Here is a 12,156-nt window from a genome sequence, read left to right on the forward strand (position 1 = left end):
CTGCAGCATGCCGCCGAAGACGCCGCCCCGGCGGCCGCCACCGCCACCGCCACCGACGCTGCCGGTCTCGTTACCGGTGAGCCGGCCGAGCCCGTTGTAGCCGAGGGTGAGCTCCAGCAGGCTGTTGTGCTGCGAGCCGCCGATGTAGGGCCGCGACGAGTCGGGGACCAGTTCCACGATCGCGATGAACAGCCCGGCGGGGACCAGCAGCCCGAGGCCACCGGCGAGCGTCTGGCGGACCCGGCGCCAGAACGACGTCGGCGCGCAGGCCAGGTACACCAGCGCGAAGATCGGCACGACGACCAGCGCCTGCAGCAGCTTCGTCAGGAACGCGAAGCTGACCAGCACGCCGGCCAGCACCATCCAGCGGGTGCTGGCCTGCTCCACCGCGCGCAGCGTCGCGTACGCGCCGCCGACGAGCAGGAGCACCAGCAGCGCGTCCGGGTTGTTGAACCGGAACATCAGCGCTGCCACCGGGGTGAGGGCGAGCACCGCGCCGGCGAGCAGCCCCGCCCCGGCGGACAGCTGGCGGCGCACCGTCGCGTAGAGCAGCGCGACGGAGCCGACACCCATCAGCGCCTGCGGGACAAGCAGGCTCCACGAGTTCAGGCCGAAGATGCGCGCCGAGAGCGCCATCACCCACAGGGAGGCCGGCGGCTTGTCGACGGTGATCGAGTTGCCGGCGTCCGAGGAGCCGTAGAAGAACGCCTTCCAGCTCACCGAGCCCGCCTGGACCGCGGCCGAGTAGAAGGCGTTGGCCCAGCCCGAGGCACTCAGGTCCCACAGGTACAGCACGCCGGTGCCGACCAGCAGGACGATCAGCGCCGGGCGGACCCAACGCGGGTCCGGCTCCGCGGCGACGGGCGGTGCGGCGCCCTCGTCGGTGACCCCGAGCACCGTGGGCGCGTCGTGATCCGTCGGCTGGGCAGGGTCCGCCGGCTGGGCGGGGTCCGTCCTGCTCCACGGCAGCCGGCGACGGTGTCCCTGAGTGCGCCGACCCCCGGCGTGCGGGATCGGGTCGGTGAGAGTGGGCGACATAGGAATCACCCTGAGCCATCGACCTTTTGAGTCCTTGTGCTCCGCCTGTGTGCAACCTGTGAAGCTCGGCGGATGGGAGTGCTCAGGTGCGGCGGGCCGACCCGGCGAGGGCCGATTCGGTGGGGGCGGCTGGCAGGGCCGGCGGGGCGGCCGGCTCGCCCGGCGCCGACACCGCCGGGGACCAGCGGGGCAACGCGACGACGAAGGCGGTGCGGCCGGGTTGGCTGGTCGCCTCCACCTGGCCGTGGTGGGCCTCGACGACGGCCGCGACGATGGCGAGGCCGAGCCCGGTGCTTCCCGCGGCCCGGGACCGCGAGCTGTCCCCGCGGGCGAACCGTTCGAAGACCTCGGGCAGCAGGTCGGGAGGGATGCCGGGGCCATCGTCCACGATGGCGACGGTGACCTCGTCGTCGGTGACGGACAGGCTGGCTGTCACCCGGGTTCCCGGCGGCGTGTGGGCGCGGGCGTTGGCCAGCAGATTCGCGAGGACCTGGTGCAACCGGGCCGCATCGCCGGTGACGGTGACCGGCTCCTCGGGCAGGTCGAGGGCGAAACGGTGGTCGGGGGCGGCGACATGCGCGTCGCTGACGGCGTCGACGACCATCCGGGAGATGTCGACCGGCTCGTGCTCCAACGGCCGCCCGGAGTCGATCCGGGCGAGCAGCAGCAGATCCGAGACCAGCGCCGTCATCCGCGCGCTCTCCGACTCGACCCGGCTCATCGCGTAGGTGACGTCGGGCGGGACGGGCTCACGGGTGCGGCGGGTGAGCTCCGCGTAGCCACTGATCGCGGCGAGCGGGGTGCGCAGCTCGTGGCTGACGTCGGCGAGGAACTGCCGCATCCGCGTCTCGCTGGCATGCCGGGCGGCCAGCGCCGCCCCGATGTGGCCGAGCATCCGGTTGAGCGCCGAACCCACCTGGCCGACCTCGGTCCGCGGATCGGTGTCGACCTCCGGCACGCGCACCGACAGCGCCACCTCGCCCCGGTCGAGCGGCATCTCCGCGACCCGGGAGGCGGTCGCCGCGACCCGGCGCAGCGGGCGCAGCGTCACCCGGACGATCGCCGTGCCGGCGATCGCGGCCGCGGCCACCCCGGCCAGGGCGACCGCACCGGCGATGGCGGCCATCTTCGCCACGGTCGCGTTCACCTGCTTCATCGGCAGGCCTGTGATGACGGTGGTGCCATCCGACTGGGTGCGGCTGAGCAGCCGGTAGTCTCCGACGTCCGCGAGACCGCGGGTGCGCGTTTCGTTGTCGCGTGGGACGGCCGCGACGGCGGTGGCCTGGCTGGCGGAGAGCACCTGCGGGGAGTCGGCCGAACCGATGTAGGCGCCGTAGATGCCGGAGCCGTCGATGACCGCGGCCAGCATGCCGGGCTCGACCCCCGGCCCGGTAAAGAAACGGCGGAGCAGGGTGCCGCCACTCACGCCGTACAGCGTCTGCACCGCGGACGTCGTCGAGCTGGCCGCCATTGCCTTCGAGACCGCAGGGGTGATCACGCGCGCGGATCCCCCTTGAGCCGTGATTGCGCGCGTCGAGGCGGTGCCGGTCGTGCTGCTCCCGCCGGTCGTGGTGGTGGTGGCGGCAGGCTGCCAGGAGGTTGTCGTGCCGTAGCCCGACCCCGACCCTGACCCCGCGCCCGACCCTGACCCCGATCCCGAGCCGTAGCCCGGCGCGGGGATCGTTCCTGATCCGGAGCCCGAGCCGTCGCCGGGGAGCTGCTGCGGCAGGGGCGTGTCGAAGAACCGCGACGGCGGGGTGCGGTCCCACCGCATGCTCGCCTCGTAAAGCCGGTGGTCGAGTTGGTCGAGCAGGACGCCGCGCAACGCCACCGCGGTGACGAACACGATCGCCAGGGACACGGTCGCGAGCAGCACCATGAGCAGAGCGAGCAGCCGTGTCCGCAACGACCAGCGGGACGGGGCGACCGACCAGCCGTGCCGGTCGTGGCGGGCGCGCCGGCGACCACCTCGACCGCCGCGTCCGTACGGCCCAACCTGGGCGGTCGGGTCAGCGGGCTGCTCGGAGGCCATTGGTGCGTCAGCTCCGGCGGGCGTGCCGATGGCCCCCGCCCGGTCCGGCCGGGTCAGGGCGGCTGGCCCCGGCGGACTCCGGCGCGAAATGCGCCGCCCGGCCGAGGTCCGCACGCGTCTGCATCGCGCCAGCCGCGCCCAGGCCGGCGGCGGCCGCATCCGAGTCGTTGGCAACCGTGGCTGACCGGCCTCCGGTGCTGAACGCGCCGGCGCGGGCAGCCGCGGATGGGGACATGGCGGAGGGGCCGTCCGCCCGAGCCGCCGGATGGTCCACATCGGCCGGCCGCAGCACATAGCCGGCGCCACGCATCGTGTGAATCATCGGCGCGCGGCCGGCGTCGATCTTCTTGCGTAGGTAGGAGACGTACAGCTCGACGACGTTCGCCTGCCCGCCGAAGTCGTAGTTCCACACCCGGTCGAGGATCTGCGCCTTGCTGAGCACCCGGCGCGGGTTGCGCATGAAGAAACGCAGCAGCTCGAACTCGGTGGCGGTCAGGTGCACCGGGACGCCGCTGCGCGCCACCTCGCGGCTCTCCTCGTCCATGGTCAGGTCGCCGACGACGAGCCGGGCGCCCTGCAGTGCCTCGGTGGTCCGCGCCGCGCGGCGCATCAGCCCGCGCAGCCGGGCGACGAGCTCCTCCAGGCTGAACGGCTTCGTCACGTAGTCGTCACCGCCGGCGGTGAGCCCCGCGACCCGGTCCTCGACGGCGTCGCGCGCGGTCAGGAACAGCACCGGGACGTCCGGGCTCTCCGCCCGCAGCCGTCGCAGCACCTCCAGCCCGTCCATGTCGGGCAGCATGATGTCGAGTACCACCGCGTCCGGCCGGAACTCGCGCGCCAGCCGCAGCGCACCGCGCCCGTCCCCGGCACTGCGCACCTCCCACCCCTCGTAGCGCAGCGCCATCGACAGCAGCTCCGCCAGCGTCGTCTCGTCGTCCACCACGAGTACCCGCACCGGTTGCATAGGGGACAGCTTCTCCCAGATGCCTGGCCGCTACCTGAGACTCGGCTGTGAACTTCCTGTGAGCGTCTGAAGTGGGCTCTGGGTGTGCCCACCGATCCTTGGATCACCGTGATAGGCCTGAGCGCGGTGACCATATCGTTGCCTAGTGCATATCGATGAAGCTTTAAGTGGATTGCATATGGTGCTGGGCGCGTCGGATCAGAGCGGATCACGGTCATCTGAGTCGTTGATGCTGCTGTGGGCGGTGGAGCGCGTCACGGATGGCGTGCGGCTGAGTCGGTGGTCCGAGGTTCGCGCGGAGCTGTCGGCGGTCCTGGACGCGGGAGTGAGCGGGGACGCCGACGGATCAAGGGCAAGGGACTTCCCGATGGTCGCGCTACGTGACTCGCCGTTGTGGGAGATCTGTGCGGGGACTCCAGTGCCGCCTGCTGACAGCTCCCAGCAGCGCCGGTGGCTGGACCAGGAGAATCCTGCTATCGGTCTTTCTGAGCTTACGTTCGATCTCCTGCGTGTCGGACGCAACCGTGAGCGGTTCCTGTCGGTGCTGCGATCTTTCGTTGACGAGTCGACGAAATCATCGAACCCGGAGATCAACTTCTGGGAGATTGAACCGGGTGTTGTGCAGATTCGCCGCGCCATCCACAAAAGATACGGCGGAAATCATCAATCTGGCATTGGACCGTGCGCGGAGAGTCCTAACATCCTGCTCTTTACAAACCCGATCAAGGGTAGAATTCATGGCTATTTTGATGGCTGGGGTGACGACGGATGCTTCCACTACACCGGAGAAGGGCAGGTCGGTGATCAGAAAATGGCGGGGAGTAACCTGGCTGTGCTAAATCATCGGACGAAGGATCGCGCACTTCGTCTCTTCCATGTTGTGGACAGCGGTGTTCAGTATGTCGGCGAATTCGAGCTCGATGCTGACTTTCCGTGGTACACGAGCCGGGCGCCAGGAACGCGAGGCGGTCCGATGCGGTCGGTCATCATGTTTCGGCTCCGCCCGCATGGATCGGTGCATCTCGTTGATGCCATAATCCCGGTTGGCACTGCCACTACCAGCCGCGTTGTCTCCGTGCCGATAGAGGAATCCAGCGTCGACCAGTACGCTGTGATCGGTCCGGAGAAGCCCACCACTGCTGCTCGGCGGGAAGCCAATCTTGTTCGCGATTATGCCGCATATTTGCGGTCTCTTGGTCATGATGTTTGTCGGAAGCAGATTCTTCCGCTAAATGAGCTGGGTCCCCTTTTTGCAGATCTCTACGATGGAACATCGGGCGAACTGGTAGAGGCGAAGGGGACTGTCACGCGTGAGGCCATACGTATGGGAATTGGTCAACTCCTCGACTATCGACGTTTCATTGAGCCGGCCCCACATCTGGTCCTCCTGGTTCCCGCGGAACCGCGCCCGGATCTCCTGAACTTGTGCGCCAGCGTGGACGTCAATGTCGTGTGGAAAACGGATTCCCACCCGGTATGGGCGAGTAGCCTAGGGGCATCGCGAGTGCGGTGATCGAAGAATTTAAATTATCTGGATCTTGAGATGAATTGACGGCAAAGGAGTCCATGATCGACCCGGCGGCCGTCGAGAGATTCGTGCTGCCCGAGCGGGCGGTGGAGAAGCACAGAAAATCGATCTTTGCGAAGCTCGGTCTCACCGGCGAGCCGGACCTCAACCGCTGGGGCAAGGCCGTCCTGATGTTTCTGTACGCCGGCGGCAGTGCCCTGGCCGGCGAGGTGTCGATCGGCGCGACGCTCGGCGTCGGCCTGCCGGACTCGGCCGGGCTGCTGGCCCGTGGCTGGATGGTGGCCACCAGCGTTGCGGTCTTCCGTGCCCGGACAGCCAGTAATCTTCCGCGGCTGTGGGCAAGGTACGCGCGGACCCCTGGATCGCCCTAGGCCAGCCGGACCTGACCGGTGACGCGCCTCGGAGAACCGGCCGGCCTGGACGGCTAGTGCGCCGTAGCGGCCGGCGGCTGGACTGGGCTGGTTTGGGACGGGGACGAAGACGGCTCGGAGACGACGGAGGCATCGGTTTCGGGGTCGACCGGGGAGCGACGACGCTGCCCCGACCGATGTCGACAGGCCTGGCGCTGACGGGTTCGACGGTGGCGCGTCTGGTGGCGGCGGGCCCAGCGGTGGCGGCGCGGCCCGGGCGCGCGGCCCGGCCGCGCTACCTCTTTCGGCGCGTTCCGCGACGGCGTCGGCCACCTCTCACGGTGACGATCCCGACGTCACACGGCTGCCACCCAGGTGACGGCGGGGACCCCCCGGGATCACTCTGTGGTCTGTCGGCAGGACGACCAGGGAATCGCGCCCCAAGGGGGGGTTCACCCGCGCAAACTGGGTAGGTGCTCCGCATGGCTCGACACCGTCGTCCTCAGTCCGCCCGCCACGGCGTGCGCCCTAGCGTGGCGCGTCGGGTGGTACTGCCCACAGCCACTCTGGTCACCGCGGGGGTCGTTACAGTGGGTACTGCCTTCGCCTGTACCGGTTCCTCCGCCGTCGCCAACGCGAGCACGGGGGTGGTCGTGTCGCCGGTCCGCGATGCCGAGACCGTCGCTCCTTCCACCCGCGAGGCCGACGCGATCGCCGAGGCGGTACGCACCAGCCCGTACACCGCACAGGTCCCGGCGAACGAGTACGAGGTCGCCGGCACCGCCCTCGCGAGCAGCGACCCGAGCTGGGCGTACACCGAGCTGCACCCGACGGTCGAGGACCTCGACCGGGCGGAGGGTGTGCTGCACCGCACCGACGGCGGCTGGAAGCTCGTCCAGCTCGGTACCTACGAGGTGGGCTGCGGCGTCGCGCCGAGCACCGTGCTCGACGACTTCGGCCTGGAGTGCCCGCCCGCGGACGCGACGGACGACCCCGCCGCCGCGGACTCCGCGCGTCCCGTCTGAAGCCTTCCGGACTGCGCCGGAATCGGTCGCTTGACGTGGTGTTACGGACGCCCACCGCATCCGCGGGGGCCGTCTGTACCCTCTCGGCGCGGTATGGAGGATGCTGCTCGCCGCTATGACTGCGCCCAGTATCAGGCTGGGCCCAGGACCAGCGGGAGGCGAACCGAGTGCCCGTTACCGAACTTGACGTACGCACGGCCGACGGTGTGATGGACGTGTACCTGCACACCCCCGACGACGGCGGGAGCACGACGCCGCCGGTCGTCATCTTCTATCCGGACGCCGGTGGAGTCCGCCCGGTCATGCACGACATGGCCGCCCAGCTCGCCTCGCTCGGCTACGCGGTGGCGGTGGTGAACTTCTTCTACCGGTCCGGCAAGATCTCGTTCGACGTGGGCACGGTGTGGTCCGATCCCGATCAACGCGCCGAGTTGATGGCCGTGATGGGCAAGGCGGCCCCGGCGTTGGTCGTACAGGACACCGCGGCGCTGCTCGAGGTGCTGGACGCGCGGTCCGACGTGCGAGCCGACAAGGTCGGCACGATCGGCTACTGCCGGGGCGGGCTGCTGGCCTTCACCGTGGCCGGCGCGATCCCGGACCGGGTCGCGGCCGCCGCGTCGATCCACGGCGGCGGCATCGCCACCGAGGAGCCGACCAGCCCGCACCTGCAGGCCGATGCCATCCAGGCCGCGCTCTACTTCGGCGTCGCGGCCGACGACCAGTCCTGCACGCCGGAGCAGCAGGAGCTGCTCACCACGGCGCTGGACAAGGCCGGCGCCCGCTACGAACTGGAGCAGTACACCGCCGCGCACGGCTTCGCCGTCGCGGACAACCCCAGCTACGACGCGGCGGCCGCGCAGCGGCACTGGGACCAGGTCACGGCGCTGTTCGCCCGGGACCTGCTGCCCACCGGCTGACACACCGGCCCCGAGACGCCTGGCTGCAGCGGGGGTTCCTGGCTGCAGCGGGAGTTCCTTGCCCTTCTGGAGGGTCCCGTGCCCGATTCGTCCCCCTGGAAGGGCAAGGAAACGGCCGGCACGCGCGGCATTACGGCGTTGCGGTGTTACGGCGTGTAGATGATGTCCCAGAGGCGGGCGGTCATGTCCGTGCTGGTCGTGGCGAGCAGCAGGCCGAAGGGGGCGAAGGCGCAGCTCATCACCGTGCTGCTGTGCCCGGTGAGGGTCGCGATGGCCGCGCCGGTCGAGACGTCCCACAGCAGGGCGGTGTCGTCGGTGCTCGCCGTCGCCAGCAGCCGGCCGTCGGGGGAGAAGGCGCAGCTCTGGGCCGAGCCGGGCAGGGTCGCGACGGTGCTGCCGCTGCCGGCGTCGGTCAGCCGGGTCCCCTCGTTGCCGGCGGTCGCCAGCAGGCTGCCGTCGGGGGAGAAGGCGCAGCCGCCGGTGAAGTTCGTGTGCCCGGGCAGGCTCATGATGGCCTCCCCGACGGAGACGTCCCACAGCAGCGTCGACTCGGCGCCCGCGGTGACCAGCAGCCGGCCGTCGGGGGAGAAGGCGCAGCCGTAGACGGTGCCGCGGTGGCCGTTGAAGGTGGCGATGTGCTTGCCGGTCGACGAGCCCCACAGCCGCACGGTGCGGTCGGTGCCGGTGGTCGCGAGCAGGGCCCCGTCGGGGGAGAAGGCGCAGCCGTAGACCGGGCCGCGGTGACCGGTCAGCGTCACCGTCTGGCGGCCGGTGGCGACGTCCCAGATCCGGGCGGTCTTGTCACTGCCGGTGGTGGCCAGCAGCTTGCCGTCGGGGGAGAACGCGCAGCCGTGCACGACCAGGCTCTTGCGCCCGGTGAGCGTCGTCGCCACGCGGCCGGTCGCGACGTCCCACAGCCGGGTGCCGTCCTTGCTGGTGGTGGCGAGCAGCCCGCCGTCGGGGGAGAAGGCGGCGGAGGTGACGTCGCGCTCGTGGCCCGTGAGCGTGGCCCGCGCGGTGACCTCCACGTGCAGTGACGGGCGGCTGCTGCGTTCGAAGCCGCGCAGGTCCGCGGCGCCCGGCGAACCCAGCGGCGCGGGCCCGGAAGGCAGGGTGGTCGCGAGCCAGTCGGCGTCGCGGACCGGCGTGCCGGGCTCGGCGTGGGTGTGGATGAGGCTGCCCGGCGCCTCGACGGCCAGGTCGAACAGGGTGCCGTCGGTGAGCCGGACGCGGGCCAGCACGGCGCCCGAGTCGAAGCGTTCCCCCGGTTCGACCAGCCAGCGAACCATCGTCGCCCGCCCGCCGGGGATGTCCCAGCGGGCCGGCTGCAACACGGGGTTCGGCCGCGCGGCGGTGGTCCGCCGGGTCGACACCGACGACGCCCAGGCCGCCGCGCCGAGCACCACCGCGAGCTCTGGGTCGACCGGGGAGAACAGCTGCTGGCCGGGCCAGTCGGTGCCGACCCCGAGCCGTCCCTCCAGCACGTCGGTGACCACCGGGATGCGCGAGCTGCCACCGACGAGGAGTACCCCGCCGAGCTTGTCCGGCCCGTACCCGGCGGTCTCCAGCAGGTGCTGGCAGCAGGCCATCGTGCGGGCCAGGGTCGGCGAGGCGAGCTGGGTGAGCCGGTCGCGCCGCATGCTGACCAGCAGGCCCGCCGGGCTGAACACGTCCTCGACGACCGCGATGTCGCTGAGTTGGTGCTTGACCGCGCGGGCGAAGTCGAGCAGCTCGTGGCGGGTGCGGCTGGCCGTGGTCTGGTACATGTCGCCGTTGCCCGGCGGGTTGAGCAGCGGTTCCAGCCCCGGACCGTAGAGGCCGAGGATCTCGTCGAACAGGATCTGGTCGAGGTCACGCCCGCCGCAGTCGTGCAGCGCCGCGTGCGCGATCATCTCGTGCCGGCCGTTCTCGCCGACCGAGACCAGCGCGCCCTCGAACGTCCCGCCGCCCAGGTCGTAGACGAGCATCAGCGAACCGGGTTCCGGCTCGGTGCCGACCAGCGGCGACCAGGCCGCGGCGACCGGCTCGGCGAGCAGGTCCACGTCGATGAAGCCGGCGGCCTCCGCCGCCGAGATCATGACCCTGCGCAGCGGGCCGGCCGGGTCGTAGCTCGCCGGCACGGTGACGACGGCCCGGGTCAGCGACTGCCCGTCGAGCTGCTGCTCCGCCTCCGCCTTCAGGGCGCCGAGCACGGCGGTGACCAGCACGTGCGCGGGGTAGCCGCGGCCATCGAGGGGCACGGCGCCGTCGCGGGCCAGGTCGCGTTTGATCTCGCCGCGGTAGGCGGCGGGCCAGATCCGCTTACGGCGTTCGGCGAGGGTACCGACGATCAGGTTGCCCCCGTCGGCGAACACCGACGCCGGCCAGCTCACCGAGCCGCTGGCGGGTTCCCGGACCGGTTCGATGCGGCCTTCGACGGCAAGAGCCGCCCGGGCACTGCAGGTACCGTAGTCGATCGCGAGGATCGGCTCGCCCACGGCACCCCCTGTCCACGATTCCGGTGGGCAGATCGTAGCGGCGCCGACCGGGGCGCCGTCGACACCCTCGCCAAACAGCAGGAAAACGGGACTGACCGTCCGTATCCGGTTGCCGCCCGTGGTTGCGTTGCGCGGTGGACCGTCGTGCGCGCGGTGGCCGGATGTGGCGGCGGACTACCGGCCTCCCCCGAAACGGCCGGCAGTCCGCGGAACCGCGCCGGCGCGCCCCCGATTCGGCGACTGGCCGTCTCGCCCCCCCGGCGAACTGGCCTGACCCGTCGCACCGGCGCGGTCCCTGGACTCATCGTGCGGGATGTCGACGGCGCCCGCCATCCCCGATTCATCGGGGGAAAAGCGCCGGTCATCGGGGGAAAAGCGCCGGCGCAAGCCGTCGAAGTCCGGTTTCCCCGCTGGTTTCCCCCCGTCGTCACCGGCCCGGTCGGGAAATCCACCGGGCGGGGTGCCAGGCAGGACGGCGCAGGTCGAGGGCCGCGCCGGCGAGCACCGAGATCTGCTGCGCGACCAGCCGGTCGAGGTCGGCAGCGAGGCCGTCCGGCAGTGCCGAACCCTCGCCGGGGACGGCCTGTAGTCGCGCCACCACGGGCCCGACCTGGAGAACGCTCACGTGCCCGGCGCCCGGCGGGTCGTCTCCCGCATCTGCGAGCGGCGGGATGGCCGGTGGTCCGAGCAGCTCCCGGACGAGCTCGCCGGCCCGGCGCGGGCTCGGCAGCAGCCAGCGCGTGTCGTCGAGCCGGTAGAGCTCCGCATCGGGCGAACCCAGCCAGATGGCCCGGCCCTGCTGCACCGCCCGGCCGGCGGACGGTGGGGACGCGGCGTCGGGCGGCCTGATCCGGGACATCCCGGGCGGCAGCGCCGCCGCGCCGAGGAAGGAGGCGAGGAATGCCGCACGCAGTCGGTCCGCCCGCGCCCGGTCCCCCTCCTCGCCGCCGGCACCCATCCTGACGAGGGTGTGGGTGCGGGAGGCGTCGGGCAATCCCACGAAAATCGGGGGATGCGACAGGGCGAAGCGGCGCTCAGTCGAAGCCGAGTTCGCGGGCCCAGATCGCGGCAGCGGTGCTCGGGGGGATCGTCGGCGGGGCACCGGGATGGCTCGCGATGTACTTGGCCCGCACCGTGCGCAGGTAGTCGGCGACGACGCTGGCCTTGACGCTCATCGCCCGGGCCGCTTCTTTGTGGGACAGGCCCCGGCACCCGACGAGGACCATCACCTCGGCCTCCCGCGGCGAGGGCCGGTGCAGCCGGCGCCGGCGGCGGGCGGCGTCGAAGATCCGGGCGAGCCGGCCGTGCGCGTCGGGTGCGGACAGACCCCACTCGGCGCACAGCTCGTCGAGATGATCCCCCTGGGCGAGGCCGCGCAGCAGGTTACGTTCGTCGGCGTCGATCTCGCCGCGGGAAAGCGGGCGCCGCTGCGCGTCCTCCAGCAGGAAACCGGCGAGTCGGGCGGAGACGTGGTAGCTGCCGGTGGCCACGGCGGTCACCGCGGCCACGAACTGCTGCGCCGGCGCCGTCTTGTCGACGAACCCGCGGGCCTGCGCGGCGATCGCGTCGAGCACCTCGTCGGGAGTCGCCACCCCGGACGTGGTCAGGACCGGCAGGCCGCGGGTGTGCAGCTCGGCCACGGCCGCGGCGCCGGAGATCCCGGGCAGGTGCAGGTCGCAGACGACGACGCCGGGCATGGCGCTGCGGTCGAACGCCTCGAGGCTCGGGGCCGGCGCGAGGACCGAGAACCCGGCGCCGACGAAGCGGGCGGCCAGCGACTCGGTGGCGATCGGATGGTCGTCGATGATCGCCACCGAGACCGGCC

General features: G+C 71.4%; 10 protein-coding genes. 4 read left to right on the forward strand and 6 right to left on the reverse strand.

Translation table 11 applies throughout. The features are described 5' to 3' along the window. From NBZ85_RS18880 to NBZ85_RS18890, 3 genes are all read right to left on the reverse strand, one after another. On the reverse strand, positions 1-1,038 hold a 1,038-nt coding region (locus NBZ85_RS18880; protein WP_261562328.1), incomplete at its 3' end, for an ArnT family glycosyltransferase. A gap of 82 nt (positions 1,039-1,120) precedes the next feature. Then, complete coding sequence (locus tag NBZ85_RS18885; protein ID WP_438803094.1) at positions 1,121-3,070, reverse strand: sensor histidine kinase; 1,950 nt, start codon at positions 3,068-3,070, stop codon at positions 1,121-1,123. A gap of 7 nt (positions 3,071-3,077) precedes the next feature. Continuing rightward, a complete protein-coding gene (locus NBZ85_RS18890) occupies positions 3,078-4,034 on the reverse strand; it encodes a response regulator transcription factor (RefSeq protein WP_498041249.1) in 957 nt (318 codons plus the stop codon). 178 nt (positions 4,035-4,212) lie between these two features. On the opposite strand from NBZ85_RS18890, the gene NBZ85_RS18895 reads away from it, so the two are divergent. The 4 genes from NBZ85_RS18895 (at position 4,213) to NBZ85_RS18910 (ending at position 7,854) form a co-directional block, all read left to right on the forward strand. Next, positions 4,213-5,547: an SRA domain-containing endonuclease gene (locus NBZ85_RS18895; RefSeq protein ID WP_261555143.1), complete on the forward strand. Its 1,335-nt coding sequence runs from the start codon at positions 4,213-4,215 to the stop codon at positions 5,545-5,547. Between the two features lie 53 nt (positions 5,548-5,600). Beyond that, entirely contained in the window at positions 5,601-5,933 is a 333-nt protein-coding gene (locus tag NBZ85_RS33825; RefSeq protein ID WP_261555144.1) for a hypothetical protein, read from the forward strand. Between the two features lie 569 nt (positions 5,934-6,502). Next, positions 6,503-6,937, forward strand: coding sequence for a nuclear transport factor 2 family protein (locus NBZ85_RS18905; protein ID WP_261555145.1), 435 nt, complete (start codon positions 6,503-6,505; stop codon positions 6,935-6,937). A gap of 167 nt (positions 6,938-7,104) precedes the next feature. Continuing rightward, the gene (locus tag NBZ85_RS18910; protein ID WP_261555148.1) at positions 7,105-7,854 is read left to right on the forward strand and encodes a dienelactone hydrolase family protein; all 750 of its coding nucleotides are present in this window, start codon (positions 7,105-7,107) and stop codon (positions 7,852-7,854) included. A gap of 146 nt (positions 7,855-8,000) precedes the next feature. Here the strand turns inward: NBZ85_RS18910 and NBZ85_RS18915 are convergent, their stop codons facing one another. From NBZ85_RS18915 to NBZ85_RS18925, 3 genes are all read right to left on the reverse strand, one after another. Then, the gene (locus NBZ85_RS18915; RefSeq protein WP_261555150.1) at positions 8,001-10,331 is read right to left on the reverse strand and encodes an Hsp70 family protein; all 2,331 of its coding nucleotides are present in this window, start codon (positions 10,329-10,331) and stop codon (positions 8,001-8,003) included. Between the two features lie 427 nt (positions 10,332-10,758). Beyond that, positions 10,759-11,331 carry a hypothetical protein gene (locus NBZ85_RS18920; RefSeq protein ID WP_261555152.1) on the reverse strand — a complete coding sequence of 191 codons (573 nt, stop codon included), beginning with the start codon at positions 11,329-11,331 and terminating at the stop codon, positions 10,759-10,761. A 34-nt stretch (positions 11,332-11,365) separates the two neighbouring features. Continuing rightward, positions 11,366-12,156 (reverse strand): response regulator (locus NBZ85_RS18925; RefSeq protein WP_261562329.1); only part of this gene is annotated, 791 nt, incomplete at its 5' end.

The sequence above is a fragment of the Frankia tisae genome (genome assembly GCF_025403405.1).
Taxonomy (GTDB): domain Bacteria; phylum Actinomycetota; class Actinomycetes; order Frankiales; family Frankiaceae; genus Frankia; species Frankia tisai.